Here is a 25,344-nt window from a genome sequence, read left to right as displayed (position 1 = left end):
ATGTCAGGTGCGCCGGTCGCGGGGCAGGCCGAGCACCCGCTCGGCGACGATGCCGCGCTGGATCTGGTCGGTGCCCCCGGCGATGCGCTGCGCCGGGGAGCTGAGCAGGAAGTCCGACCAGAACGCGCCGGGGGTGCCCGCACCGGCGACGAGGTCCGGGCCGAGCAGGCGGGCGGCGGTGCGGCCGTAGAAGAGCAGGTCGTCGACGAGGGCGAGCTTGCCGACCGACGGCGACAGCCCGGCGGTGGCGACCCGGTCGGCGGTCACCCCGGCGAGCTGTTCCCGCATCCACGCCTCCGCGAGGAGCTGCTGGTCGGTGTCGCCGACGGCACCGGCGGCCAGCGCCCGCAGCCGCCGGTACGGGTGGCTGAGATACGCCTTGTCCCGGCCGCCCATCGCGGTGCGTTCACTGGTGAGCGTGGACATCGCGACCGTCCAGCCGTCGTCGACGGCACCGAGCCGGGCGCTGTCGGGGATCCGTACGTCGTCGAAGAACACCTCGTTGAAGTGGCTCTCGCCGTTGATCTGGCGGATCGGCCGGACCGTGATGCCGGGCAGGTGCATCTCGACGAGGAAGGCGGTGATGCCGCGGTGGCGATCGGCCGGGGCCCCGGTGCGGGCGAGGAGTTCGCCGACATCGCTGAGGTGGGCCCACGACGACCAGACCTTCTGCCCGTTGACGACCCACGCGTCGCCGTCGCGGACGGCGGTGCAGCGCAGGGCGGCGAGGTCGGAGCCGGCCTCCGGCTCGGAGAACAGCTGGCAGGCGAGGGCGTCGGCCCGCCACAGCATCCTGATCCAGCGGGCCTGCTGCTGCGGGGTGCCGTGCGCCAGGATCGTCGGGGCGACGATACGGCGGCTGACGGTGAAGTAGGTCTGGTCGGGCAGCACGTATTCCCGCAGCACGTCGCGCAGTGCGGCGGAGGTGGCCGGGTCGAGGCCGCGGCCGCCGTGCTCGACCGGCCCGTCGAACCAGGCGAGTCCGGCGTCGAACAGCCGGCGCTGGAACGCCACGGACCGGGCCAGCCCGCCGTCGCCGCCGCCCGGCTCGTCGGTGACGGCGTCCGGATCGCGGCGGGGGAGTCCTTCGGCGGCGGCGAACGCGTGGATGCTCGCCGCGAGGTCCTCGAAGCCGGTCATCGTCCCGCCCAGACGGGGACGCGCCGTTCGGCGAACGCGCGGGAGCCCTCGGCGGCGTCGGCGGAGGCGAACACCGGGTCGAACCACTCGTCCTGCCGGGTGAACGCCTCGTCGTCGGCCCAGTCGGCGCTGCGCCGCAGCACCTGGACGCTGGCGGCGACGGCGAGGGGAGCGTTCGCGGCGACGGCCTGTGCCAGCCGGACCGCGGCCTCCAGGGCCCCACCGGGTGGGGTGAGCCGGTTGACGAGGCCGCACCCGGCGGCCCGGGCCGCGTCGATGGGTTCGCCGGTGAGGACGAGCTCCGTCGCGAGGGCGTGCGGCAGGCGACGCGGCAACCGGAACGCGCCACCGCCCCTGGCGGCCAGCCCGCGGGTGACCTCCGGCAGCCCGAACCGGGCGTCGTCGGCGGCCACGACGAGGTCGCAGGCGAGGACCATCTCGAACCCGCCACCGAGGGCCCAGCCTTCGACGGCGGCGACGACCGGGACCCGCGGCGGGGCCTGCACGAAGCCGGCGAACCCGCGGCCGGGGACGCTCGGGCGGCCCTGCACGGGGAAGTCCCGCAGGTCCATGCCGGCGCTGAAGGTGCCGCCGGCGCCGGTGAGGACGATCGCCCGGACGCTCGGGTCGGCGTCGAGGACGGTGAACGTCTCGGCGAGTGCCTCCGCGGTGGTCCGGTTGATCGCGTTGCGCCGGTGCGGCCGGTTGACCGTGACGACCGCGACGTGACCGTGCCGTTCCAGCAGAACAGCGGGTGCGTGCTGGAGGCCGGCCATCAGCGTGGCGCCATCCGGATCGCCCCGTCGAGGCGGACCGTCTCGCCGTTGAGGTATCCGTTGGACAGCATGTGCACGGCCAGGGCGGCGTACTCGTCCGGCGTGCCGAGGCGTTTCGGGTTGGGCACGCTCGCGGCGAGCCCGGCGCGCAGGTCGTCGCGGAGCCGCCCGAGCATCGGGGTGTCGAACACTCCCGGCGCGATCGTGTTGACCCGGATCTGCCGGCTCGCCAGGTCCCGGGCGGTGACGAGGGTGATCGCGTGCACACCGGCCTTCGCGGCGGTGTAGGACGCCTGGCCGATCTGTCCCTCGAACGCGGCGACCGACGCGGTGAGCACACAGGCGCCCCGTTCGCCGTCGACCGGTGGCGCCTCGGCGATCGCGGCGGCGACGAGGCCCAGCACGTTGTAGGTCCCGACGAGGTTGACCCGCACGACCTCGGCGAACCCTTCGATCGGTGCGGGGGTGCCCTCCTTGTCGAGGATGCGCATGCGGTCGCTGCCCCGCCCGGCGCAGTGCACCAGCCCGCGGACCGTGCCCCGGTCCCGGGCGACGTCGACGGCCGCGGTCATCTCCTCGGTGGAGGTGATGTCGGCGGCGACGAACGTCGCGGCCGGGCCGAGCCCCTTCGCCTCGGCGGTGCCGGCTCCGGTCGCGGCGGGCAGGTCGACCATCACCACGGTCGCGCCCTCGGCGACGAGCCGGCGTGCGGTGGCCAGACCGAGGCCGGAAGCTCCGCCGGTCACCACGACGGTGGCCTTGTCCAGTTTCACGTTTCAGTTCTCCTGCCGCCATTGCGCCATCGACACCATCGACGATTGCGGCAATCGGTGGGAAAGTCCAATACACCTGTGCGCCGAATTGATAGGGGACGCCTATCGGATGGCGCCGCGCTTTCGTCTTGACACCGGTTGGGTGCTGACTACCGTCGGATTCAGAGATTCTTGTTTCCAGGAATGTGGCGGGAGTGTGGCAGTGAGTTTGTTGTCCTCGGTCGGACCGGGCGACTGGCCCACGATGGGTGCGCACGCCTACCCGGACATGCCCGCGCTGCGGACGCCGGACGGGGTCGCGCTGACCTATGCCGGCCTCGAAGAGCGCGCGTCGCGACTGGCGGTCGCGCTGCGTCGCGCAGGGGTCGCGAAGGGTGAGCGGATCGCGCTGCTCGGCACCGACAGCGTCGGCTACGCGGTGACGCTGTTCGCCTCGCTGAAGCTGGGCACGATCGCGGCGCCGCTGAACTTCCGGCTCGCCGGGCCGGAGCTCGCCGCGCTGACGTCCCTCGCCGACCCGGCGGTGCTGGTCCTGGAAGCGCGCTACGCCGATCTGCTGCCCCTGCTGCGGGCCGCGGCGCCGGGGCTGCGGCTGGTGCTGACCTTCGACGGCCCGCTGCCCGGGGCCGCCTCCGTCGAGGAGCTCACCGCCCGGGACGGCCCGGTCACCATGCCGGCGGAGGCCGGTGACGACGACGTGCTGCTGTGGATGCTGACCAGCGGGACGACCGGCACCCCGCGGGTCGTCGCGCAGACCCAGCGGATGCTCAAGGCCAACACCGCCAAGGGCGTCCTCGAGCAGGGCTTCCAGCCGGGGGAGTGCCTGTATGCGGGCACGCCGCTGTTCCACGTCTCCGGGATGGGCTGGCTCTACTACGCGATCTCCAGGGGCGCGGCGCTGATGCTGTTGCCGCAGTTCGACGCCGATGCCGTCCTGGGCTGCCTGCGCGGCGGCGCCGTCACGCGCTGCCTGCTGGTGCCGAGCATGATCGTCGCGTTGCTCGGCCGGCCCGGGGTCGGCCCGGTGCCGCAGCTGCGCAGCATCGCCTACGGTGGTGCGGCGATGCCGCCCGAGCTGGTCCATCGGCTGCATGCGACGTTCGGCTGCGACCTGTACAACACCTTCGGCGCCGGCACCGAGGGCGGCGGGCAGACGATCCTGCGCCCCGCCGACCACCGGGCCGCGTTCGACGGCCGCCCGCACCTGCTCGGCTCGATCGGGCGGCCGATGTTCGGCGTCGACCTGCGGTTGTGCGACGCCGACGGCACCGAGGTCGGCGTCGGCACGGTCGGGGAGATCCGCACCCGCAGCGACACGATCATGGACGGGTACGTCGGCCGCCCCGACCTCACCGCCACCAAGGTGACCGATGGCTGGTTCCGCAGCGGCGACATGGCGTGGCGGGACGCCGACGGCTACCTCTACCTGGCCGGGCGCGAGGACGACATGATCCTGCGCGGCGGTGAGAACATCTACCCCGCCGAGATCGAGAGCGTCCTGGTCGAGCACCCGACGGTCGACGAGGCGGCGGTGGTCGGGCTGCCGGACGAGCAGTGGGGGCAGATCGTCGTCGCGGCCGTCGTCGCCGTGCCGGGCACCGTCCCGGATCCGGACGTCCTGCGGGCGTTCTGCCGCTCCCGTCTGGCCGGGTACAAGACGCCGTCACGGGTTGTCGTCGTCGGTACCTTGCCGAAGAACGCCTCCGGGAAGACCCTGCGGGTCCAGCTCGCCGCGTCCCTGGCGGTGACGGCGTGAGTGGCCCGCAGCGCAGCGGAGGGGCCGCTCGTCATGGGCTCAGTCTTGGCTCAGGCCGACGCCGGAGCGTAGCGGAGGTGGCGGCATGAGTGGTCCGCAGCGCAGCGGAGGGGCCGCTCGTCATGGGCTCAGTCTTGGCTCAGGCCGACGCCGGAGCGTAGCGGAGGTGGCGGCATGAGCGCGGTGCTGGTGAGCCGCGACGGGCCGGTGCTCACGGTGACGATCGACCGGCCGGAACGGCGCAACGCGATGACGTACGGCGCATGGGACGAGCTCGGCGCCGCGTTCCAGGAGGCGGCGGCGAGCGACGCCCGGGTGGTGGTCGTGACCGGCACCGGCGGGGCGTTCTGCAGCGGCGGCGACCTCGACGGCGGGGACCGGGCCGCGCACCCGCACGCCCAGCTCGCCGCGGTCGCCCGGACCTGCCAGGCCCTCGTCGCGCTGCCGCAGCCGACGATCGCGCAGGTCGACGGCCTCGCCGCCGGCGCCGGGTTCGGGCTGGCCCTGGCGTGTGACTTCGTTGTCGCCAGCACCAGGTCCCGGTTCGGAACGATGTTCCTGGCCCGCGGGCTGTCACCGGACTTCGCGACGTCGTGGCTGCTGCCCCGGCTGGTCGGCCTGCGGATGGCGACCCGGCTGTGCCTGCTGCCGGAGATCTTCGACGCGGCGCGGGCCCGTGAGCTCGGGCTGCTGGAGGACGTCGTCGTGGCGGAGGAACTGCCCGGGTCGGTGGCGGCGCTCGCCGGGCTGCTGGCGGCGGGCCCGCCGATCGCGACCCGGCTGACGAAGCAGCTGCTGCGGGACTCGTTCGCGCGCGGGGTGGCCGAGTCCCTCGCGGCGGAGACGACGGCCCAGGCGGTCAACCGGCTGTCGGCGGACGCGCAGGAGGGCATCGCGGCGTTCCTGGAGCGCCGGCCTGCCCGGTTCGAGGGACGATGACGGACATGACGGGCACACCGGGGTGGACGGCGGGCGTTTTGGTGACCACGATGTCCGACGTGAAGGTGAAGGCCCCGGGGGTGAAGGTCGTGGCGCCGCGGGTGGTGGCGGCCCCGGCGCAGCCGCGCACGCCGGCCCAGCACGACCGGCGCAGCCGGGTGCTGAGCAGCGCATCGGCGATGCTGACCGCCGGTGGTGAGGACTCGCTGCAGATGAAGCGGGTCGCCGAGGACGCACGGGTGTCCCTCGCGACGGTGTACCGCTATTTTCCGTCGAAGGACCACCTGTTGCTGGAGATGGCGCGAGCCAGGTTCGAGCGGGCCCTCGCCCGGGTGCAGCAGTCCGACGTCGACCTGGTCGGCTCGACGCCGGGTGCCCGGGTCAGTGCCTACCTGCTGCGCGAGTTCGCCGCGCAGCAGCGCCAGCCGCACGTCACCTCGGCGCTGGCCCGGGTCCTGATCGGCACGAACCCGGACTACCGGGGGACCCACGACGAGGTCCAGCGGATGCACCTGCGACTGCTCTCGGTGATCGCGCACGGTCATGACAGCACCCCCGGCTACGAGGCGTGGATGGTGCTGCGGGTGGTCGCCGGGTGCTTCGGGTCGGCGACCCGTAACTGGATCGCGGGCCTGCTCTCGGCCGACGAGGCGCGGTTCGAGATAGCCCTCGCCTGCCGGCTGCTGGACCTGCCGGCGAGCCCCGCGGTGAACAGAACCGGTTCTGTCGCTCCGTAATCTCGATCGTCATCACTGCGTCTGACCTGGGACGACGGTCGACACATTGCCGTAACACAACCGTTGAAAACCAGACTCGATTCTGGAACACTCGCCCGCATCCATACCCGGCAACGACGCGGGAGAGCGGGATGAACAGCATCGAGGTCCGTCAGCTCGAATACTTCCTGGCCGTCCACGACCACGGCGGGGTCACCCGCGCGGCCAAGGCGCTGCACCTGTCCCAGCCGTCGCTGTCCCAGGCGATCCGCAGTCTCGAGCGGCAGCTGCGCACGGAGCTGTTCCTGCGGGTCGGCCGCGGCCTGGTGCTGTCACCGGCCGGGCAGGCCCTCGTCGGCCCCGCCCGCCAGGTCGTCCGCTCCGTCGAGCGAGCCCAGACGGCCGTGCTGCGGGTCCGCGAGCTGCACGCCGGGCAGATCTCCGTCGCCGCCGGTGCCGGGCTCGTCGCCGACCCCCTGGCACCCTGGCTGGCCTGCTTCCGCCGCAAATATCCCGACACCGTCGTGCGGGTCGAGGAGAGCGAGAGCGACGACGGTGTCGCCGAGCTCGTCCGCTCCGGCGACTGCGACCTCGGCCTCACCGCCGGCTCGATCATCTGCGACGAGCTGGAGCAGTTGCTGGTCAGTGAGCAGCACGTGGTGCTCGTGTCCCCGCCCGGCACGCCCCGCTCGGTCGGTCCGGTCCCGCTGGAACGCCTTGCCGGGGTGCCGATGATCGCCGGTGACCGCCGCGGTCAGGCGTGGACGGACGTCGAGCGGGCGATGGCCGCCCGCGGGGCCGGCGCCACGGTCGTCGTCGAGGTCGCGCGGACCTCGTCCACCATCCCGCTCGTCCTGGCCGGGGTCGGCTCGACGTTCCTGACGCTGCGCCTGGCGATCGAGGCCCAGGCCCGCGGCGCGGTCGTCCAGGAGATCACGCCCGCGCAGGTGCGCCGGCTGCGGCTGTTGCGCCGCCCGGGGGACCGGTCGATCGGCGTCTCCGCCTTCACCAACGTGATCCACGCCGATGCGAAGCGCTGGGTGACCGCCCTGCAGCAGCAGCAGGACCTCGGGCTCGGCCTGGTCGCCGCCGGCGCCGTCGTCGACGCCCGGATCCGCGACGCCCGGACCGCCGCCACGAGCCGCCAGGCCCGCCTCGCGAGCTGATCCGTCGCCCCGCGGAATGCGACCGATACTTCCGCGCTATGGGTGCAGTCGAACTAGGTATGCGGTATTCCGAAACGATCGTTGACCACCGTTCCCCGGCCAGTGACGATGATTACGAGCATATTTCTGCGGCCCCGTCATCTGCATTCCCGGAATGTTTTCAGGCCTTGGAGGAATTCGGTGGTTTCGACGATGAAAAGGCGCACGGTGCTGGCGGCCGTGGCCGCACTCGCGCTGCTGCCCGTCACTGCGTGCGGCGACGACAGCCCGGCCGCGCCCGGCCCCGGCGGCGAGATGACCCTGCGGCTCGGGTTCGCCGGTGCCGTGCTGTCACCCGGCGCCGCCATGTACACCTCGCTGCCGGACGTGCTCGGCTTCTGGGCCGAGGACAGGCTCAAGGTCGAGATCACCCGCATCGAGGGCACCGCCGTGGCGCTGTCGTCGATGGTCGGCAACCAGATCGACGTCGCGGTCGTCTCCGGCGAGGCGGTCGTCCCGCCGATCTCCGAGGGGCAGCCGTTCGTGATCCCGTACTCGCTGAGCCAGCGCGGCATCGTCACCACCGCCGTCCTGTCGACCAGCGCGATCAACGGCCTCGGCGACCTGAAGGGCAGGACCGTCGGTGTGCCGAACCTCGCCAGCGGTGCGGTCACCTTCACCAAGGCCGGCGCGGCCGAGGCGGGCGTCGACCCGAACAGCATCAAGTTCGTCGCGATCGGCACCGGTGCCCAGGCCGCCAACGCCATCAAGTCCGGCCAGGTCGACGCGGTCAGCGACACCGACACCTCGGTCGTGGGCTTCCAGCAGGCGGGGGTCCAGCTGAAGGTCCTCGAGAGCGCCATCAACGACAAGCTCGTCATCGGGGTCGTCGCCGCCACGACGAAGTCGAACATGACCGGCAAGAAGGCCGCGCTGGAGGCGTGGGCCCGGGGTGTCGCCAAGGCCACCGAGTGGATGCAGGCGAACCCGGAGGAGGCGGTCCGGCTGCACTACAAGAAGTTCCCGGACACCAAACCCGCCGGTGACGACGCGACGGTGACCGCCTCCGGTGTCGCGCAGGTCAAGGCCCGGCTGAACGCGATCAAGGCCGCCGACAACGGCGAGTACGGCTCGATCCGCACCGACCAGCTGGACTACATCGTCAAGTACCTCACCGACAACGGACAGCTGAAGAAGCCCGTCCAGGTGAGCGCGATCTACGACGGGTCGCTGATCGCCGGGGTCAACACGTTCGACAAGGCGGCCGTCCGGGCCGTGAAGGCGCCCAGCTGATGGAGGCCCGCGTGACGGCGCAAGTGACAGGTGGACCGGGCACCGGCGCGGTGCCCGGGGTCCTGCCGGGGGTGCAGGTCGCCGGGGTGTCGAAGACGTTCCGGACCAACGCCGGTGACGTCGAGGCACTCGCCGAGGTCGATCTGGAGGTGCCGCAGGGCGCGTTCGTGTCACTGGTCGGCCCGAGCGGCTGCGGCAAGTCGACCCTGCTGCGGATCGTGGCCGGCCTCGAGACCGGCTCCGGCGGTTCCGTCCTCGTCGCCGGAACCCCGGTCGACGGGCCGCGGAAGGACTTCGGCATGGTGTTCCAGCAGCCGGTCCTGCTGCCCTGGCTGACCATCTTCCGCAACGTCATGCTGCCGGCCCAGGTGGCCCGCGACCGGTCACCGCAGGCGCGGCAGCGGGCGACCGACCTGCTGGAGCTCGTCGGGCTCGACGGCTTCCAGCACCGCTACCCCCGCGAGCTGTCCGGCGGCATGCAGCAGCGCGCCGCGCTCGTCCGGGCGCTGATGAGCCGCCCCAGCCTGCTGCTGATGGACGAGCCGTTCGGCGCCCTCGACGCGCTCACCCGCGAGACCATGAACGCCGAACTGCTGCGGATCTGGTCGGAGACCGGCGCCACCACGCTGTTCGTGACCCACTCGATCAGCGAGGCGGTGTTCCTCAGCGACGTGGTCGTCGTCCTCTCTGGCCGGCCCGGCAGGATTCTCGACCAGGTCCAGGTCGACCTGCCCCGGCCACGCACGTTCGACGTCATGGAGTCGCCGGAGGCGGCCCGGCTGACCAGCCGCATCCGCGGACATCTGCACGCACGAGGAGCGGTGGGATGACGATGACCAGGAGCGAACCGGTCCTGAACGACGCGGTCCGCGCCACGCCGAAGCGGCCCTCCCAGTCGCTGCTGCGTCGGTACCCGACGCTGATCGTCAGCCCGCTGATCGCGTTGGTCGCACTCGGCGCCTGGGTCGCCGCGATCGAGGTGTTCGGGGTCGAACCGCTGATCCTGCCCGCGCCCCTGGACGTGTTCGACGAGCTGTGGCTGATGCTCACCGGACCCGAGCTGTACCGGAACCTGTTCGTGACGGTGTCGGAGTTCGGCATCGGGTTCGCGCTCGGCTCCGTCGCGGCCGTCGTCGTGGCGGCCGTGCTGGTCCGCCTGCCGGTGCTGGAGAAGGGGTTCTCGCCGTACATCATCGCGTTCCAGAACTTCCCGAAGATCGCGATCGCGCCGATGCTCGTGACGTGGTTCGGGTTCGGTCCCGCACCGAAGGTCGCCCTCGCCACCGTCCTGGCGTTCTTCCCGGTGTTCGTCAACGTGATCGTCGGGCTGAAGTCCTCGACCCGTGAGCAGCGCGACCTCATGCGGGTGCTGCAGGCCTCGGAATGGCAGACGTTCTGGATACTGCGGGTCAAGGTGGCGTTGCCGTACATCTTCGCCGGCCTGCGGGTCGCGGCCGTGTTCAGCCTCCTCGGCGCGATCACCGGCGAGTTCATCAGCTCCTCGGAAGGGCTGGGCTACATGCTGCTGCAACGCAACGCCCAGCTGCACGTCGACGGGGTGTTCGCCCTGCTGCTGGTGATGGCGACGATCGGCCTGGCCGTGCACTGGATCCTCGGCCTGCTCAACCGCAAGATCATCTTCTGGGAGGACCACGACCAGGCGAAGCGACCGGCCCAGGAAGAGAGCGTCTGACCCGATGCGGCGCAGACTCTACGAGCCGGAGCACGAGGAGTTCCGGCTCCTGGTCCGGAAGGTCATCGAACGTGAGGTGACACCGTTCTACGAGCGGTGGCGGGCCGACGGGATCGTCCCCCGCGACCTGTTCCGCACCCTCGGCGCCGTGGGCGTCATGGGGTTCGCCGTTCCGGAGGAGTTCGGCGGTGGCGGCACGGGCGACTACCGGTTCAACGTCGTCGTCCAGGAGGAGACGGCGCGGGCCGTGGTCACCCTCGGCGGTCTGCGCACCCACCTCGACATCGTCCTGCCGTACTTCCTCGCCTTCGCCGACGCCGCCCAGCGTGCCCGCTGGTTCCCCGGCCTGGCGACCGGCGACCTGTACACCGCGATAGCGATGAGCGAGCCGGGGGTCGGCTCCGACCTCGCCGGGATCAGCACCACCGCCCGCCGCGACGGCGAGCACTACGTCGTCGACGGGGCGAAGACGTTCATCACCGGAGGGGAGCTCGCCGACCTCGTGGTCGTCGTCGTCCGCACCGGCGGCGACCCCGCCGACCGCCGGGCCGGGCTGTCGCTGCTCGTCGTGGAGAAGGGCACCCCAGGGTTCACCGTCGGCCGCCGCCTGCACAAACTCGGGCTGGCCACGCAGGACACCGTGGAGCTGGCCTTCGACGACGTCCGGGTCCCGGCCGCCAACCTGCTCGGCGAGGAAGGCTCCGGGTTCACCGCCCTCACCCGCAACCTCGCCCAGGAACGCCTCGCCATCGCCGTCGGCTCGGTCGCGCAGGCCACGACCGCGCACGAGCAGACCGTCTGGTACGTCCGTGACCGCAACGTCTTCGGCCGCCCCCTCGGACAGTTCCAGAACACCAGGTTCGAGCTCGCGGCGATGGCGGCCGAGCTGGAAGCCGGGCAGGCCCTCCTCGACGCGGCCGTCCTGGCCCACCTCGACGGCGAGCTGACCCCGGCCGACGCGGCGAAGACGAAACTGTTCTGCACCGAGATGCAGGGCCGGGTCGTCGACCGGTGCCTGCAGCTGCACGGCGGATACGGCTACGTCACGGAATACCCGATCGCCCGGATGTACGCCGACGCCCGGGTCACCCGCATCTACGGCGGCACCAGCGAGGTCCTGAAAATGATCATCAGCAAGTCGCTGGGGCTGTGACCCGGTGCCCGTCTACGCACTCGGTGACCTGGTCCCCGACATCGACCCGACGGCCTACGTCCACCCCGACGCCGTCGTCATCGGCCGGGTGGTCATCGGCCCGGACGCGTCGATCTGGCCCGGCGTCGTCCTGCGCGGCGACGGCAACGACATCGTCGTCGGCGCCGGCACCAACATCCAGGACGGCACGGTCGTCCACGTCGGCGACCGGCTCCCCACCCGCATCGGTGCCGGCTGCACCGTCGGGCACCTCGCCCACCTCGAGAGCTGCGTCGTGCGGGACGGTGCGCTGGTCGGCTCGCACGCCGTCGTGCTCCCCGGCGCGGTCATCGGGGCCGGGGCGCTCGTCGGGGCCTCGGCGCTGGTGCCGCGCGACTTCGTCGTCCCGCCCCGCACGGTCGCCGTCGGCGTTCCCGTCCGGATCCGCGACATCCCACCCGACGCCGACTACCTGCGCGTCAACGCCGAACGCTATGTCGAGCAGGCTCGCCGGTACCGCACGAGCCTGCGCCGGATCGACTGAAGGGCGGCACACATGCGGCAGCAGAAGCCGGCGCTGGACGGGGGTCCGCGTCGTCGAACTCGGTCAGCCCGACCCCACAGTCGACCGGCCCGTGCCGTCGGAGCGGACTCAGGCGTGGCTCCTTGACCCACGAGAATCGGTCAGCAATCATTGAGGCAATGGATGCCGAGTTTTCTTCGTTGGGGGCGCGGGCCCGGGTGCACGCCGCGCTCGGCGACCCCGCGCGCCTCGCCATCGTCGACACGCTCGTGCTGGGCGACGCCTCCCCGGGCGAGGTCGGCCGGCAGCTGGGCCTGCCGACGAACCTTGTCGCGCACCATGTGAAGGTGCTGCAGGACGCCGGCCTCGTCACCCGGACCCGATCCGAGGGCGACCGCCGCCGCACCTATCTGCGCCTCGTCCCCGAGGTGCTGACCTCCCTGGCCCCGCCCGGCCTCGGCGCGGCCGACCGGGTGGTGTTCGTGTGCACGCACAACTCGGCGCGGTCGCAACTGGCTGCCGCGCTCTGGCGCGACCGGGCCGGTGGTGCCGTCGCCTCGGCCGGAACCCACCCGGCCCAGCGGGTGCATCCTCGGGCGGTGAAGGTGGCGCACCGGCACGGCCTGGCCATCGACGCGACCGGCACCGCGCACGTCGCGGACGTCGTGCGCGACGGGGACCTGGTCATCGCGGTCTGCGACAACGCCCACGAGGACCTCGCCGGCCCGGACGCGCCGGTCCGCCCGCGGCTGCACTGGTCGGTGCCGGACCCGGCCCGGGTCGACACCGACGCGGCGTTCGAGGCCGCCTACACCGACCTCGCCGACCGGATCACCCGCGTGGCGCCCGCGGTCGTCCCCGGCACACGCGGAGCCGGATAGCGCTGGAGCTCCCGTCGGCATCGACATCGCCGCCGACACCCCCACGGAAGCTGGACCACGCGACCGCCGAATCCTCCGACGTGCTCATCACCATGGGCTGCGGCGACGCCTGCCCCGTCTTCCCCGGCAAGCGCCATCTCGACTGGAACCTCGGCGACCCCGCCGGCCAGGGCATCGACGCCGTCCGCCCGATCCGCGACGACATCAAGCGCCGCGTCGAGCAGCTGATCACCGAACTGCCCGGCACCATCGGCTGACGACCCCGCCGCTGACCCCCGCCGCTGACCGCGCCGCCGATCCGGCAGGCCGGCCGCACCGGGGTCAGCGCCAGTCGAAGTGCTCGCGGTGGATGTCGCGGCCGCGGACGCCGGCGGCGTGCAGGCGGCGGACGAAGGTCCGCACCATGGGCGCGGGCCCGCAGAGGAACACCGAGACCTCGCGCGGGTCGGTGCCGGCCACGGCCCGCAGCACGGTGTCCGGCGCGAGGAAGCCGTGGGTGACGCTGTCGTGCAGGTGGAGGCGGAGCCGGCCGTGGGCGGCGGCGTGTTCGGTGATCTCGGCGGCGAAGGGCGCGGGTCCGTCGGTGGCGTAGAAGAAGTCCACGTCGGCGTCGAGGTGGTGCTGGTCGAGGGAGCGGAGCCAGCTGAGGAAGGGGGTGACGCCGATCCCGCCGGCGATCCACAGCTGGCGGTGGGTGCCGTGGGCGTGGGTGAAGCGGCCGTGCGGGCCGCCGATGACGGCGGGCATGCCGGGGCGCACGTCGGTCTGGATGGTGTGGGTGTCGTCGCCGAGGGCTTTGATCGTGAAGCGCAGGACCGGGTCGGCGGGCGCGGCGGCGATGGTGAACGGGTGGCGGCGCCAGCCGCGGCGGCTCTCCAGGTAGAGCATCGCGAACTGCCCCGGTGTGAACCGCATCGGCCGGCCGACCGGGGTGAGGGCCAGCTCGGTGAGCCCTGCGGCGACCGGGGTGACGGCGGCGACCTGGTAGTCGTGCAGGGCGATGAGGTGCCGGGCGACGAGTCCCCGGCTACGGGTTCACCGTCGCACACACGGTGGCCGGGCCGGGGCGGTTTCGGCAGGTGGCGGCGGCCCCACGGCGTGCCGCCGCCGTCGTTGCCGCCGGGGAACCGGCCGCCGCCCCTGGACGTGTTCCGCGACGAAAGGCGGCGGTGTCGCGCCCGGTGCTGCCGGGACGTGACACCGCCGCCGCGGTGCGGGTGTCAGAACCTTTCAGTGCTTCATGGGGTGAACTCGACCCAGTTGAGGTTGACGAGGCCGGTGGTGGGTCCGCCAGGGACGGCGGCGAAGACCAGGTACAGCCGGTGCGGCCCGGCCGGTCGGCTCACCGGGACCGCGGTGCTGGTCCATGCGTTGTTGCCGGTGGTGGCGTTGAGCGTGGCGGTGGCCACGACGGGGCCGGTCGGTGCGTCGAGCCGCAGCTCGACGGTGGCGCGGGCGGTGCCGGCGGTGGCCGCCGAGCCACCCGAGTGCCGCAGCGTGACGGTGCTGATGCCACCGAGGCTGATCGGGTCGAACCCGACGTGGTCGCCGGGGTCGATGCCGGTGAGGTGCTGGCCGCCGCCGGTGTCGCCGGTGACGGTCGCCTCGACGCCCTGTTTGAACTGGGCGTTCTCGGCCTGCTGGCGGGGGACCTGGATGATGGCCTGGCCGACGGTGGTCAGCGCCGGTTGGCCGCCCGCGCCGAGGTCGGTGTAGCTGGCGCTGATGCCGCCGTACAGGTAGCCGCCGGCGTGGTCGGCCCCGTCGGCCGGGGTGGGCAGGACGCCGGTGCAGCCGGTGGTCGAGGCGTCGCCGTGGCCGTGGCTGTCGTGGCCGAGGACGAAGCTGACCGTGACCCGGCCGCAGTCGATCGTGCCGTCCTCCGGGTCGGTGACGGTGACCGTGAAGGGCACCGTGTCGCCCCAGTTGAAGAACGAGCCCGCGACGGGCGTCACGACGGTCACCACCGGTGCGGTGTTGCCGACCGTGATGGTGCGGGTGAGCACCGCGGTCTTGCCGCTGGAGTCGGTGACGGTGAGCTTGGCCGTGTAGACGCCGTTGGTGGTGTACGTGTAGGACGGCGCCGGGTCTGCCGAGTCGACGGTGCCGTCGCTGGTGAAGTCCCAGGCGAAGGAGATGGACTCGCCCGGGTCCGGGTCCCGCGAGCCGCCGGCGTCGAACTGCACCGTGAGCGGTGCCGGTCCCGACGTCGGGGTCGCGGTGAGCGAGGCGATCGGCGATCGGGTGCCCTTGACGTACCGGATGACGGACAGTTGCGCGTCGGGGTTGGCGCGGAAGAACCCGTCGCCGTACTCGAGCATGTACAGGCTGCCGTCGGGGCCGAACTGCAGCTCCATCGGGTTGTCGGCGATGAGCCCGGGCAGGAACTGCTCGACGCCGACGAGGTTGCCGCGGCCGTCGGTGCGCATCATGAACAGCTTGTCGCGGGTGAACTCGCCGAAGACGACGGCATTGTCGTAGTACTCGGGGAACTTCGTCGGGGAGTTCAGGCGCTTGTCGTAGGTGTAGATCGGGCCGCCGTGCGGGCCGACCCCGCCGGTGCCGATGACGGGCCACTTGAAGTCGCACGTGGCCGGCGGCGTCTGCAGGTACGCGCCGCCGCACGGGGTACGTGCCTCGTACGTGTACCAGAAGTCGGGCTGCTCGACGCGTGGCAGGGTCGTGCGGCCGGTGTTGCGGGGCGAGTCGTTGACCGGCGCGGCGCAGTTGAACGCCTGCCCGGAGGTGCGGGTCACGAAGTCGAAGTCGATGTAGGGCAGGTCGGGGGAGAAGCAGTACGGCCAGCCGTAGTTGCCGGGCTTGTCGGTTGCGAACCAGCGGCCGGTGCCCTCGGGGCCGCGCGCCGGGTTGGAGACGCGTGAGTCGGGGGAGTAGTCGCCGATGTAGACGGTGCCGCGGGCGTCGACGTCGAACCGGAACGGGTTGCGCAGCCCCATGAGGAAGATCTCGGGGCGGGTCTTGCCGGCCTTGTCGTCGCGCTCGGGGAACAGGTTCCCGTTGGGGACGGTGTACGTGCCGTCGGCCTTGACCTTGATGCGCAGCAGCTTGCCGCGCAGGTCGTTGGTGTTGCCGGCGGAGCGCTGGGCGTCGTAGCCGGGTCCTTGGGCCGGGGACTCGTTGATGGGGGTGAAGTTGTCGGAGCCGCCGGCGTTGGTGTCGTCGCCGGTGACGAGGTACAGCAGGCCCTGGCCGTCGAACTTGACCTTGCCGGCGACGTGGCAGCAGATGCCGCGGTCGACGTCGACGCGCAGGATCTGCTGTTCGGTGGTCATGTCCAGACGCGGGGTGGGCCCGTCGACGAACTTGACCCGGGACAGCTGGTTGTGGCCCTTGAACGCGTTCCACACGGTCGGGTCGGTGCTGGTGACGGGCGCGTCGCCCTCGTTGACACCGGGCGTGGCGGGGTTGTCGACGGGGGTGTTCAGCGGCGGGGCGTAGTACAGGTAGACCCACCGGTTCGTGGCGAAGTCGCGGTCGATCGTGATCGTCTGCAGGCCGTCCTCGTCGTGCTGGTACACCGGAATCGTGGTGATGACGGGGCTGGCCCCGGACGCGGGGTCGTAGAGGCGGACCTCGCCGTTGCGGGTGTTGTGCAGGACCCTGCCGTCGGGCAGGACGGCGAGGGACATCGGCTCGCCCGGCTCGTCGTTGAGGGTGACCTTCTCGTAGTTGCCGATGACGGTCGCGCCGCAGTCGCCCTCGACCACGCCGGCGGCCCAGGCGATGCCGCCCAGCAGGTGCCGCTGGACGCTCTGGCTGCGGTAGGAGCCGCTGGAGTGCCCGAGCCCGGTGTACCAGGACCGGCCGCCCCGGTAGTCGCCGCACCAGGCGATCGGGTGGTCACTGCGATCGGCCTCGTCGAGCGTGGCGAGGACGTGGGAGCTGCCGCGGACGTTGGTGGTGAAGTCGTACCACTCCTCCGTCAGCGTCAGGTTGCGCGGCATCGTCTCGGTGGACGGGTGGGCGCGGTCGGCGACGCTGATCCGGCCGGAGCCGACCGGGGACGCGGCGGCGACCTTGGCGCCGACCAGGGTCTGGTAGAACGGCCAGTCCGGCTCGGTCTCGGCCGCGGCGTGCACGCCGACGTAGCCGCCGCCGGCGGTGATGTACCCCTCGAACGCGGTCTGCTGCGCCGGGTCGAGCACGTCCCCGGTGGTGTTGAGGAACACGACAGCGCGGTAGCGGGCCAGGTTCGCGGCCGTGAACGCGCGGGCGTCCTGGGTCACGGTGAGCTTGAAACCGTTGCCGCGGGCGAGTTGCTGGAGGGTGTTCACACCGTCCTGAATGGACGGACGGCGCACCCCGGCGGTCTTGGTGAAGACGAGCACGTTGTAGCTGGCGGGGCGGCGGACGTCGGAGCGCAGAGCGGCGGGGCCGTTCTCCTGCGCGCTGAACGTGTCGGCGGGTTCGATCGGGGGCCCGGCGACGGCGGGCGCCGGGCCGATGAGCGCGAGCGGTGCGACGAGGACGGCGGTGATGAGAGCGGCGGGCCAGCGTGATCGGGTGCGAATCATGAGATTCTCCTGTGCCGGGCAGGCGTGCGCCATCGACAGGTGACGCGTCGGAAGCGTTCGCCTGCGGGAAGGTCAGGGGTGGGCGGCCCGGCGCCGACACGGGCCGCCCGGATCGTGGCCGGCGCCGCCGCAGGGTGGTCAGCGGCGCCGGCGAGCGGTCAGGGGTGCAGCGGTGCGCAGGGCCGGCGGGGGCGCCGGTGGATGCTCAGCGCTGTTTGTAGATGGTCAGCTCGGAGAGGTTGGCGTAGCTCAGGTTCGCGAAGTCGAGGGACTGCGCGGGCAGCGCGGCGCCGCCGGGCGCGGTGTCCTGCTCCCAGTTGGCGTGGTGGAAGTCCTGCTCGCCGATGGTCTGGAAGAACTGCTGGAAGTTGATGTCGCCCTCGCCGAGGGGCGTCATCTCGTAGCCGTTGGGCAGCGCGGTGTTCTTGTTGCCGTCCTTGGCGTGGAAGAGCGGGAAGCGCTTCGTGCGCTCGGCCACGGTGAGGATCGGGTCGAAGAGGTCGGTCTGCTCCCGGCCGGCGCGGTCGACGTACTTCTGGTGCTTGTACCGGGCGACGTACGCCCAGTAGATGTCGAGCTCGAAGAAGACGTACCGCGGGTCGGTCTTGTCGAAGAAGTACTCGAGGCGCCGCCGCCCGGAGGAGCGGGTGGGTTTGCCGTTGGCGTCGAGAGGGCCGCTGTCGAGCAGGAAGCTGTAGGCGGCGTCGTGGTTGTGGGTGTACAGCCGCAGGCCGCGGGCCTGGGCCTGCCGGCCGAGGTCGTTCCACAGGTCGGCGGCGGCGTCCCAGTCCGAGGTGTAGGTGCTGTTGCTGGGGTCGCTGCCCGTGCCGATGTTCTTCATGCCGAGGGTCTGGGCGATGTCCAGCTGCTGCTGGAAGGTGGCCGCGTTGATCTGGGTATGGGTGCCGTTGGCGACCAGGCCGTTGTCGTCGAGGATCTTGCGGATCTCGGCCGGGGTGATCTGCCGCCCGAGGATCGCGGTGTTCTGGTTGTACCCGGCGAACTCGATCTCCTTGTAGCCGATCTCGGCCAGCCGGGCCAGGACCCGTTCGAAGCCGTACGGCACGCCGCTGTCGTCCGGTGCCGCGCTGATGCGGTCGCGGACGCTGTACAGGATGATGCCGCGGTTCTTCGCGGGCACCAGCGGCTCGACCTTGAGCCGGCCACCCTTCCCGCCCTTGTCGTCCTTGCCGCCCTTGTCGTCGTTGTGGGCGAGGGCGGGGGTGCCGGTGGCGAGGATCGGCACGCCCGCGGCGGTGAGTGCGGCGGCCGCCACGGCCGACCTGGTCAGCAGCCGGCGCCTGGTCAGGTTGACGGGTTCGACGTCGTGTTGATGCATCGGTGGTTCCACTTCCGGGCAGCACGCGACCGCCCACGTCTCGTCGGTGCGAGGATGCGAGTCAGGTAATGAGCTGTTCGAGGCGTCGCCGATACGCCCCGCTGTGACGCGCCGCGTCACCACGTTCTTCGGAGTCCTGCGGACCTTCGGTTACGAACGTGTTGCGTCCGTGCCGTCGAAGCTAGTTGCCTACTCAATCAAAAGATAGGTCTCTACGAACCGAACTTCGGTCGATCTCAGCAAAAGCTCCGACGTGAGGGCGGTTGCCCGGAGCGGACCTCAGTCCACTGTGGACCTCGGCGGCGCAGGTCAGGAACCGCTCGGTCAACGTATCGGCGCCATCGACGGGGTGAAAGTCCCGAGTGATCAGTAGGGACTTCCGGATCATCACGATTTGGTAAAGCGGCAGCCTGGAGACCTGTATGACAACGATGTACCCAAGTTTCCCGATCGGACGGTCGGGATTGGGACGGAACATTTACAGTGATCGCATGCCACGGTCCACTGCCCGCCCGTCGTCCTCCGCCAGGGGCGAGCGCACCCGCTCCGCGATCATCCGCGCGGCCGCGACGGTGTTCGCGCGGCACGGCTACCGCGGCGGACCCCTGGCCGCGGTCGCCACCGAGGCCGCCATGACCCAGCCGGGCGTGCTGCACCACTTCGCGTCCAAGGAGGACCTGCTCATGGCGGTCCTCGAGCAGCGCGACCGGGAGGGCACCCGCCGGCTCAACGAAAGCTCCTGGGCCGACGGTGGCGGCGCGGCGCTCGACGCGCTGCACGACCTGGTCGCGCACAACGGCACCACCCCGGAACTGGTGCAGATGTTCACGGTCCTCGTCGGGGAGAGCGTGGCCGCCGACCATCCCGCCCGCGCCTTCTTCACCGACCGTTACGAGACGCTGCGGTTCCGCACGACCCGGGCCGTCCAGCGCGGCCAGGACAGCGGCGAGTTCCGTGCCGACGCCGACGCCGCCACCCTCGCGGCGCTGGTGCTCGCGGTCATGGACGGCCTGCAGATCCAGTGGCTGCTCGACCCGGAACTTGACATGGCGACCCGGTTCGCCGTGTTCGTCGACATGATGAAGCGCTTCCTCGCACCACCCGCGTAGGACGGATGCGTGGCGAGTGCGGTGACGCTGACCGACGTGCGCGCCGTCATCCTCTGACGACGAACTCCAGCTCGGCCACGGGGTTGGCGAATTCGCTGACCCGCAGTGACACCTGCATCCGCCACGTCCCGGGCACCGGGAGCACGACCTGCGCCGTGTAGAAGCCCGGTGACACGTGTGTCAGCGGGACGGCGCCGAGCGTCGCCCCGTCGGAGTCGGAGGACAGGCGCACCACCGGCGGTGCGACACCCTCGGTGGGTTCACCGGCCGCGGAACTCAGCCGGAGGGTGACGGTGTTGGGACCGCGGGTGCGTGGTGCGAGGGAAGCCCGCACCGTGATGCCGCCCAGTGTTGTCGTGTGCGTGCCGGGATTCGCCTCGGCCGACGCGCTCGCGGGCAGGGAGCCGCCCTCGGGGCTCGTGTCGACGAGGAAACCGGTGACGAGTAGGGCGACAGTGAGGAACGCGCCCTCGATCGCGGTGGCGCGCACCACCGGTCGGGAGCGGACCTGCCGGCTGGTGGTGTTCGCTGCCCGCTTGAGCCGTGGCAGGAGCGACCACCGGTTCCACGCCGCGATGGTGAGCGTGGCCAGCACGATGGCGATCTTGGCCAGTACCAGCCGGCCGTAGGGGGTGTCGACGAGAGCGGTCCAGGACCCGAGGATCCGCCATACGAGCAGCGAGCCGGTGGCGACCAGGGCCGCGAGGACGCCGGCGGCGGCGGTGGAGAACCGGGCCAGCACCTCGGCCGCGGCGGCGCCACGACCGGAGAGGGCCGGCAATGTCAGCGCCAGGCCGGCGAGTCCGCCGAGCCAGACGCTGCCCGCGAGGAGGTGCAGCGCGTCCGCACCGATGGCGAGGAGCTGGGGGCTCGCCGCGCGGGTGTGCCCGACCAGCGCGGGGGCCGTGACCGCGACCGCGGCGGCCACGACCGCCGCCACGCGCCGCTGCCGCGCTGCCGGCCCGGGACCGAGCAGCGCCACGGCCAGCGCCAGTCCGCCGGCGACGGCCGCGGCGACGGCGTACTCGGTCGGCGGTAAGGACGACCACGTCGCGCCCTGGGTGAGCAGACCCGGCCCGCCGCCGAGCAGATAGACCGCGGTGATCGGCAGCACCGCGAGCCACGCCCCGGCTGCGACGACCGCGGCGGTGCGCGCGGAGGCGGCCAGACGGCGTCGCGGGCGGTCGAGCGAGGCGTCGGTGGGCAGGAACGTGGCGGCGAACGCGACGAGCCCGGTCGCGAGCAGGAGGCCGACATAGCCCACCCCACGGGCCAGGGTCAGCGTCCAGGGGACCTCCGGGATGCTGCTCGCATCACTCGAAGGCGGGGTGATGACGGAGGTTGGCGCGCCGACGGAGAAGGTGAGGGCGCCGCTGATGGGATGCCCGTCCTCGGAGACGACCCGCCAGGTGATCACGGTCGTGCCGTTGCCCAGCGGTTCGGCCGGCACGACTTCGAGCTCGGCGCCCTTGACGGTCGGCCTCGCTTCGACCAGTTCCCCCTGGGCGTCGAAGACCTGGACACCGCCCGGGACGCCGCGGACGGCCTCGTCGAACGTGAACCGGACCCGGTCGGGTGCGGTCTGCAGCACCGCACCCTCGGCCGGGTCGGTGCCGGCGAGGTGCGCGTGCGCGTACGCCGGCTGGGAGAGTCCGAGCAGCATCGCGGGTACGAAGACCAGGACCAGCAATGCCGTTGTCCGGAGCCGTCGCAATCGTCGGTTGGTCATGTCCGTCGGCGCTGTCGGACGAGCGCCGCACCGCCGAGGACCGAGCCGAGGACGCCGGCCGCCAGCGCGGCGAGCGTCAGGGTGTCGGCCCTGCCCGGCGCGGGCGTCGCAGTGGTCCCGGTGGTCACGTGGTGGTGCGTGCCCTCCGCGGGCCCGGAGATGGTGAAGCCCGGGGCGGGCAACTCGAGTTCTTCGACGTTCCGCCCGTCCTGCGGAACCTCTATCCAGGCGGATTCGCCCTGCTCGCAGGTCTGAACGGTCGGGAAGACGAGCTTGGTTCCGCTGGCTTCGGGCAGCTGGACCGCGAGCTCGAAAACCTCGCGGTAGCCGTCCGGGAGCGGGGTTTCCGTGCTGAACGTGACCGAGGCGACCCGTTGCACGACCGTGTTGCCGTGGGAGTCCACTGCGGGCGGGTCGACCGTTTCGGTCTGCTTCGCGACCTTCCACAGCGCTGTCCGGGTGGGCGTGACCGCGGTGATCTGCGCCGGGATCCGAATAGTGATCCTGGTGGTGGGCGAGTTCCCGCAGCCGTGCCCGACGCTGAACTGGAGGACGGCGTGGGCGCCGGCCGCGGTCGTGGACGGGGTGACGGTGACGTGCGCACCCGCCGGGGACGCGAAACCGGCCAGGCTGACGATCAGCGCCGCGGCGCCGGTCAGCATGACGCGCCAGGACCGCTGGCTCCGGGCGGATCCGATGTCATTGCGCCGCATGTCGCATCCTCGCGCCTCGGGGACGAGCCGTGTGTGGGGTCGCAGTGATTCGACCAACAGGCCGAACCGATGTCAAGTATGTGAACTCGTACAGGTCGCACATTGCGGTGCCCCAGGGGGCACGGTAGCGTTCGTTCACGCTAGTGAACTGAAGTCCATATGGTGGACTGGTAGGAGAGGGGCACCATGCCGAACATCACCGTCGAGCTGCTCGCGGGCCGGTCCATGGAGCAGCGCAGGGCTTTCGCGCGGGCCGTGGCCGACAATGCCGTCGAGATCCTCGGAGCCCGTCTGCAGGACGTCCGCATGGTGTTCACCGAGATCACCGCGGACGACGTGGCCAACGGAGGCGTGCTGGCCAGCGAGGACGCCTCCCGCGCCGGCGTGGTGGCGGCCCTCGAGAGGCGCTGAGGTCTACGCGGGTGTGGAAATGGGGCCGACCGGTGGTCGGCCCCATTTTTCGTCGGCACGAGGGATGTGGCGGGGCGCGTGGTGGGTCAGCGCAGCAGCCTGTTGTCGCGCATCGCCGACAGGCGGGCCTTCACGCTCAGCAGGGTCTCGATGATGAAGTCCTCCCGGCCCTGCTTGAGGCGGCTGATCGGGACCGCGATGCTCAGCGCGTCGACCGATCGGCGGGAGAAGGGCAGCGCGACGCCGAAGCAGCGCACGCCCAGGCAGGACTCCTCGCTCTCCTCCGCGTAGCCGAGCTGGGTGGCCTTGTCGATGATCGCCAGCAGCGCGTCCCGGTTCGTGATCGTCTGGGCGGTGATGGCCTTGATCTGGTGGGGGACGAGCGTGTCGCGGACGTCTTCCGGCATCTCCGCGAGCATCGCCCGGCCGAGGGCGGTGCTGTAAGCGGGAAGACGGCGGCCCACGGCTGAGTACATGCGCAACGGATGCTTGGACTCGCGCTTGGCGGTGTAGATGATCTCCGCGCCCTCCAGGCGGCCGAGGTGGATGGTCTCCTCGGTGGCGGCCGCGATCTCGTCCATCACGGCACTGGCGCGCGACAGCACCGGGTCGCCGTCGATGTAGGCGGAACTGACCGTCAGCGTGTGGACCCCGAGCCGGTAGACGCTGCCGGTCTGGTCGGTGTCCAGCCACCCGCGGGCGCACATGGTGCGCAGGAGCGCGTGCAGGCTGCTCTTCGGGATGCCGAGGCGCGTGGCCAGCTGCAACTGGGTGCCGGGGCCGTGGGCGGCGATGTCGTCCAGGACGTCGAGGACGCGGGCAGCAGACTTGACCTGCGAGGTGGCGGAGCTGCTGTTGACCGTTTTGTCCGTGTCCACCAAGGCCTCCTCATCGAATCATGGCGCCTATAACACTATCCCACAGTTCACATAGAGGGACCGACTTCAGCCCCTTGACCTGTGATCGGCAGCACAGGTATGGTCGCGCTCAGTTCACGTAGCGGAACGTGGTTCACAAACGAGGAGAAGTTTTGATCGAAGTGAGGTACTCCGCATCGCCGTCCAACGTCGAGACGGCAACGAATGCGGAGCTGCGAAAGAACTTCCTCGTGGAGCGCCTGTTCCGCACCGGTGAGGTGCACGGGGTCTACACCCACGACGACCGGCTGGTCGTCGGCGGGGCGGTTCCCGGTGCCGGTCAGCTCGAGCTGCCGGCCTGGGACGTGCTCGGCACCACGTCGCACCTGGCCCGCCGGGAGCTCGGCATCGTCAACGTCGGCCAGTCCGGCCACGTGCTCGTCAACAATGAGAAGTTCGAGCTCCGCCACCTCGACGGACTGTTCGTCGGCCGTGGCAGCGAGGTCGTCTTCACCGGCCCCGACGCCGCGTTCTACTTCGTCTCCGCTCCGGCACACGCGGCCTACCCGACCACCCTGCTGAGCCACTCGGCGATCGAGCCGGTCAAGCTGGGCACGCCGGAGGGCGCGAGCGAACGCAACCTCTACCGGTACGCCTGGGGCCAGGAACTGCAGACGTCGGTGCTCCAGTTCGGCGTGACCGTCATCGCCGACGGCTCCGTGTGGAACACGTTCCCGCCGCATCTGCACGACCGGCGCACCGAGGTCTACCTGTACGTCGATCTCGACGAGAAGGACCGGGTCTTCCACCTGATGGGCAAGCCCGGCGCCGCCCGCCACCTCGTCATGCGCGACCGCGAGGCCGTCATCTCGCCGCCGTGGTCGATCCACTCGGGCGTCGGCACCGGCTCGTACGCCTTCATCTGGGCGATGGGTGGGGAGAACAACGACTACACGGATCTGACACCGGTGCCGCTGGAGGACCTGTGACCGCCCGCTCGCCCTTCGACCTGCACGGCCGCTGCGCCGCCGTGACCGGCGCCGGCCGCGGTCTGGGACAGGCCATCGCTCGTGGGCTCGCCCAGGCAGGCGCCGACCTGGTCCTGCTGGGCCGGCCGGGGAGCCAGTCGGCCACGCGGGACCAGGTGGCCGACCTCGGCCGTGACGTGGAGGTCGTCGACCTCGACGTCAGCGACCACGACGCCGTCGAGCGGGTCGCCGCCGAGGTGAGCCGCAACCGTCAGGTGGACATCCTGATCAACAACGCCGGCATCATCGACCGCGAGGACTCGGTGGACGTGAGCCGGCAGTCGTGGAACCGCGTGGTGGACACCAACCTGGGCGGCCTGTTCTTCCTCTGCCAGGCATTCGGGCGCCCGATGACCGGGCGCGGGCAAGGCAAGATCGTCAACGTCGCCAGCCTGCTCTCCTTCCAGGGCGGCATCCGCGTGGCGTCCTACGCCGCCAGCAAGCACGGCGTCGCCGGCGTCACCAAGGCGCTGGCGAACGAGTGGGGCCCGTTCGGCGTGCAGGTCAACGCCATCGCGCCCGGCTACATGACCACCGACAACACGACCGCGCTGCGTGCGGACCCGGACCGTTCCCGGTCCATCCTCGAACGCATCCCCGCCGGTCGCTGGGGAGACGCCGCCGACATCGCCGGGGCGGCCGTCTTCCTGAGCTCCGCCGCCGCCGACTACGTCAACGGCCACACCCTGGTCGTCGACGGAGGGTGGATGGCCCGCTGACCCGGCCTCCACCGCATCGAACCACCGCACCGAACCACTGCACCGAACCGCACGATACGACGACGCTGCCGCCGTCAGACTATGTGGCGGCAGGTTTCTCTCTCTGTTTGTGCCACCCCGCCGGATCCTCCGGCACT

At 71.4% G+C, this 25,344-nt stretch carries 24 protein-coding genes; 15 read left to right on the top strand and 9 right to left on the bottom strand.

Annotated elements, in window-relative coordinates:
* Positions 1 to 3: 3 nt before the first annotated feature.
* The 3 genes from ABZS58_RS26480 to ABZS58_RS26470 are packed head-to-tail and all read right to left on the bottom strand — an operon-like array spanning position 4 to position 2,689.
* Complete coding sequence (locus ABZS58_RS26480; protein ID WP_354785863.1) at positions 4 to 1,140, bottom strand: acyl-CoA dehydrogenase family protein; 1,137 nt, start codon at positions 1,138 to 1,140, stop codon at positions 4 to 6.
* Entirely contained in the window at positions 1,137 to 1,916 is a 780-nt protein-coding gene (locus tag ABZS58_RS26475) for a crotonase/enoyl-CoA hydratase family protein (RefSeq protein WP_354785861.1), read from the bottom strand. Before ABZS58_RS26475 ends, ABZS58_RS26480 begins: the two co-directional genes overlap by 4 nt.
* Positions 1,916 to 2,689, bottom strand: coding sequence for an SDR family NAD(P)-dependent oxidoreductase (locus ABZS58_RS26470; RefSeq protein ID WP_354785859.1), 774 nt, complete (start codon positions 2,687 to 2,689; stop codon positions 1,916 to 1,918). Before ABZS58_RS26470 ends, ABZS58_RS26475 begins: the two co-directional genes overlap by 1 nt.
* A gap of 202 nt (positions 2,690 to 2,891) precedes the next feature.
* Here ABZS58_RS26470 and ABZS58_RS26465 point away from each other — a divergent pair, with 202 nt between their 5' ends.
* The 11 genes from ABZS58_RS26465 to ABZS58_RS26415 all read left to right on the top strand — a co-directional run bounded on the left by ABZS58_RS26465 (position 2,892) and on the right by ABZS58_RS26415 (position 13,024).
* On the top strand, positions 2,892 to 4,445 hold the full coding sequence (locus tag ABZS58_RS26465) for an AMP-binding protein (protein ID WP_354785857.1): 1,554 nt from the start codon (positions 2,892 to 2,894) through the stop codon (positions 4,443 to 4,445).
* Positions 4,446 to 4,619: 174 nt separating this feature from the next.
* Entirely contained in the window at positions 4,620 to 5,384 is a 765-nt protein-coding gene (locus tag ABZS58_RS26460) for an enoyl-CoA hydratase-related protein (RefSeq protein ID WP_354785855.1), read from the top strand.
* 5 nt (positions 5,385 to 5,389) lie between these two features.
* Positions 5,390 to 6,121, top strand: coding sequence for a TetR/AcrR family transcriptional regulator (locus tag ABZS58_RS26455; protein WP_354785853.1), 732 nt, complete (start codon positions 5,390 to 5,392; stop codon positions 6,119 to 6,121).
* A 131-nt stretch (positions 6,122 to 6,252) separates the two neighbouring features.
* Positions 6,253 to 7,266: a LysR family transcriptional regulator gene (locus ABZS58_RS26450; RefSeq protein ID WP_354785851.1), complete on the top strand. Its 1,014-nt coding sequence runs from the start codon at positions 6,253 to 6,255 to the stop codon at positions 7,264 to 7,266.
* 192 nt (positions 7,267 to 7,458) lie between these two features.
* Entirely contained in the window at positions 7,459 to 8,538 is a 1,080-nt protein-coding gene (locus tag ABZS58_RS26445; protein WP_354785849.1) for an ABC transporter substrate-binding protein, read from the top strand.
* A gap of 11 nt (positions 8,539 to 8,549) precedes the next feature.
* On the top strand, positions 8,550 to 9,368 hold the full coding sequence (locus tag ABZS58_RS26440; protein WP_354785848.1) for an ABC transporter ATP-binding protein: 819 nt from the start codon (positions 8,550 to 8,552) through the stop codon (positions 9,366 to 9,368).
* A complete protein-coding gene (locus tag ABZS58_RS26435; protein ID WP_354785846.1) occupies positions 9,365 to 10,231 on the top strand; it encodes an ABC transporter permease in 867 nt (288 codons plus the stop codon). The genes ABZS58_RS26440 and ABZS58_RS26435 overlap by 4 nt, the downstream gene beginning before the upstream one ends.
* A 4-nt stretch (positions 10,232 to 10,235) precedes the next feature.
* Positions 10,236 to 11,384 (top strand): acyl-CoA dehydrogenase family protein, encoded by a 1,149-nt coding sequence (locus ABZS58_RS26430; protein WP_354785844.1) that lies wholly within the window; start codon positions 10,236 to 10,238, stop codon positions 11,382 to 11,384.
* A 4-nt stretch (positions 11,385 to 11,388) separates the two neighbouring features.
* The gene (locus tag ABZS58_RS26425) at positions 11,389 to 11,907 is read left to right on the top strand and encodes a gamma carbonic anhydrase family protein (protein WP_354785842.1); all 519 of its coding nucleotides are present in this window, start codon (positions 11,389 to 11,391) and stop codon (positions 11,905 to 11,907) included.
* Between the two features lie 158 nt (positions 11,908 to 12,065).
* Complete coding sequence (locus ABZS58_RS26420) at positions 12,066 to 12,767, top strand: helix-turn-helix domain-containing protein (protein ID WP_354785840.1); 702 nt, start codon at positions 12,066 to 12,068, stop codon at positions 12,765 to 12,767.
* Positions 12,768 to 12,847: 80 nt separating this feature from the next.
* Positions 12,848 to 13,024 carry a hypothetical protein gene (locus ABZS58_RS26415; protein WP_354785838.1) on the top strand — a complete coding sequence of 59 codons (177 nt, stop codon included), beginning with the start codon at positions 12,848 to 12,850 and terminating at the stop codon, positions 13,022 to 13,024.
* 64 nt (positions 13,025 to 13,088) lie between these two features.
* Here ABZS58_RS26415 and ABZS58_RS26410 read toward each other — a convergent pair whose 3' ends face one another.
* From ABZS58_RS26410 to ABZS58_RS26400, 3 genes are all read right to left on the bottom strand, one after another.
* Positions 13,089 to 13,709 carry a hypothetical protein gene (locus ABZS58_RS26410; RefSeq protein WP_354785910.1) on the bottom strand — a complete coding sequence of 207 codons (621 nt, stop codon included), beginning with the start codon at positions 13,707 to 13,709 and terminating at the stop codon, positions 13,089 to 13,091.
* Positions 13,710 to 14,005: 296 nt separating this feature from the next.
* Positions 14,006 to 17,302 (bottom strand): ThuA domain-containing protein, encoded by a 3,297-nt coding sequence (locus tag ABZS58_RS26405; protein WP_354785836.1) that lies wholly within the window; start codon positions 17,300 to 17,302, stop codon positions 14,006 to 14,008.
* A 205-nt stretch (positions 17,303 to 17,507) separates the two neighbouring features.
* A complete protein-coding gene (locus tag ABZS58_RS26400) occupies positions 17,508 to 18,641 on the bottom strand; it encodes a sugar phosphate isomerase/epimerase (protein ID WP_354785834.1) in 1,134 nt (377 codons plus the stop codon).
* Between the two features lie 491 nt (positions 18,642 to 19,132).
* On the opposite strand from ABZS58_RS26400, the gene ABZS58_RS26395 reads away from it, so the two are divergent.
* On the top strand, positions 19,133 to 19,750 hold the full coding sequence (locus tag ABZS58_RS26395) for a helix-turn-helix domain-containing protein (RefSeq protein ID WP_354785832.1): 618 nt from the start codon (positions 19,133 to 19,135) through the stop codon (positions 19,748 to 19,750).
* 46 nt (positions 19,751 to 19,796) lie between these two features.
* Here ABZS58_RS26395 and ABZS58_RS26390 read toward each other — a convergent pair whose 3' ends face one another.
* Positions 19,797 to 21,413 (bottom strand): copper resistance protein CopC, encoded by a 1,617-nt coding sequence (locus ABZS58_RS26390; RefSeq protein ID WP_354785830.1) that lies wholly within the window; start codon positions 21,411 to 21,413, stop codon positions 19,797 to 19,799.
* Positions 21,414 to 21,475: 62 nt separating this feature from the next.
* Positions 21,476 to 22,192 (bottom strand): YcnI family protein, encoded by a 717-nt coding sequence (locus ABZS58_RS26385; RefSeq protein ID WP_354785828.1) that lies wholly within the window; start codon positions 22,190 to 22,192, stop codon positions 21,476 to 21,478.
* Between the two features lie 186 nt (positions 22,193 to 22,378).
* Between ABZS58_RS26385 and ABZS58_RS26380 the strand changes: the two genes are divergently transcribed.
* On the top strand, positions 22,379 to 22,603 hold the full coding sequence (locus ABZS58_RS26380) for a tautomerase family protein (protein WP_354785826.1): 225 nt from the start codon (positions 22,379 to 22,381) through the stop codon (positions 22,601 to 22,603).
* A gap of 86 nt (positions 22,604 to 22,689) precedes the next feature.
* Here ABZS58_RS26380 and ABZS58_RS26375 read toward each other — a convergent pair whose 3' ends face one another.
* Positions 22,690 to 23,481, bottom strand: coding sequence for an IclR family transcriptional regulator (locus tag ABZS58_RS26375; RefSeq protein WP_354785824.1), 792 nt, complete (start codon positions 23,479 to 23,481; stop codon positions 22,690 to 22,692).
* A 161-nt stretch (positions 23,482 to 23,642) separates the two neighbouring features.
* On the opposite strand from ABZS58_RS26375, the gene kduI reads away from it, so the two are divergent.
* Positions 23,643 to 24,449 (top strand): 5-dehydro-4-deoxy-D-glucuronate isomerase, encoded by an 807-nt coding sequence (kduI, locus tag ABZS58_RS26370; RefSeq protein WP_354785908.1) that lies wholly within the window; start codon positions 23,643 to 23,645, stop codon positions 24,447 to 24,449.
* A complete protein-coding gene (gene kduD / locus ABZS58_RS26365; protein WP_354785822.1) occupies positions 24,446 to 25,207 on the top strand; it encodes a 2-dehydro-3-deoxy-D-gluconate 5-dehydrogenase KduD in 762 nt (253 codons plus the stop codon). The genes kduI and kduD overlap by 4 nt, the downstream gene beginning before the upstream one ends.
* Positions 25,208 to 25,344 lie beyond the last annotated feature (137 nt).

The sequence above is a fragment of the Dactylosporangium sp. NPDC005555 genome (genome assembly GCF_040605635.1).
Lineage (GTDB): Bacteria > Actinomycetota > Actinomycetes > Mycobacteriales > Micromonosporaceae > Dactylosporangium.
Note: the sequence above shows the minus strand (reverse complement) of the source record. Positions and strands in the feature narration are given on the sequence as shown.

Coding starts and splice junctions, on each gene's coding strand:
- ABZS58_RS26480 (WP_354785863.1), bottom strand. CDS start 1,140: ATGACCGGCTTCGAGGACCTCGCGGCGAGCATCCACGCGTTCGCCGCC.
- ABZS58_RS26475 (WP_354785861.1), bottom strand. CDS start 1,916: ATGGCCGGCCTCCAGCACGCACCCGCTGTTCTGCTGGAACGGCACGGT.
- ABZS58_RS26460 (WP_354785855.1), top strand. CDS start 4,620: ATGAGCGCGGTGCTGGTGAGCCGCGACGGGCCGGTGCTCACGGTGACG.
- ABZS58_RS26455 (WP_354785853.1), top strand. CDS start 5,390: ATGACGGGCACACCGGGGTGGACGGCGGGCGTTTTGGTGACCACGATG.
- ABZS58_RS26450 (WP_354785851.1), top strand. CDS start 6,253: ATGAACAGCATCGAGGTCCGTCAGCTCGAATACTTCCTGGCCGTCCAC.
- ABZS58_RS26445 (WP_354785849.1), top strand. CDS start 7,459: ATGAAAAGGCGCACGGTGCTGGCGGCCGTGGCCGCACTCGCGCTGCTG.
- ABZS58_RS26435 (WP_354785846.1), top strand. CDS start 9,365: ATGACGATGACCAGGAGCGAACCGGTCCTGAACGACGCGGTCCGCGCC.
- ABZS58_RS26430 (WP_354785844.1), top strand. CDS start 10,236: ATGCGGCGCAGACTCTACGAGCCGGAGCACGAGGAGTTCCGGCTCCTG.
- ABZS58_RS26420 (WP_354785840.1), top strand. CDS start 12,066: ATGGATGCCGAGTTTTCTTCGTTGGGGGCGCGGGCCCGGGTGCACGCC.
- ABZS58_RS26405 (WP_354785836.1), bottom strand. CDS start 17,302: ATGATTCGCACCCGATCACGCTGGCCCGCCGCTCTCATCACCGCCGTC.
- ABZS58_RS26400 (WP_354785834.1), bottom strand. CDS start 18,641: ATGCATCAACACGACGTCGAACCCGTCAACCTGACCAGGCGCCGGCTG.
- ABZS58_RS26395 (WP_354785832.1), top strand. CDS start 19,133: ATGCCACGGTCCACTGCCCGCCCGTCGTCCTCCGCCAGGGGCGAGCGC.
- ABZS58_RS26390 (WP_354785830.1), bottom strand. CDS start 21,413: ATGCTGCTCGGACTCTCCCAGCCGGCGTACGCGCACGCGCACCTCGCC.
- ABZS58_RS26385 (WP_354785828.1), bottom strand. CDS start 22,192: ATGCGGCGCAATGACATCGGATCCGCCCGGAGCCAGCGGTCCTGGCGC.
- ABZS58_RS26380 (WP_354785826.1), top strand. CDS start 22,379: ATGCCGAACATCACCGTCGAGCTGCTCGCGGGCCGGTCCATGGAGCAG.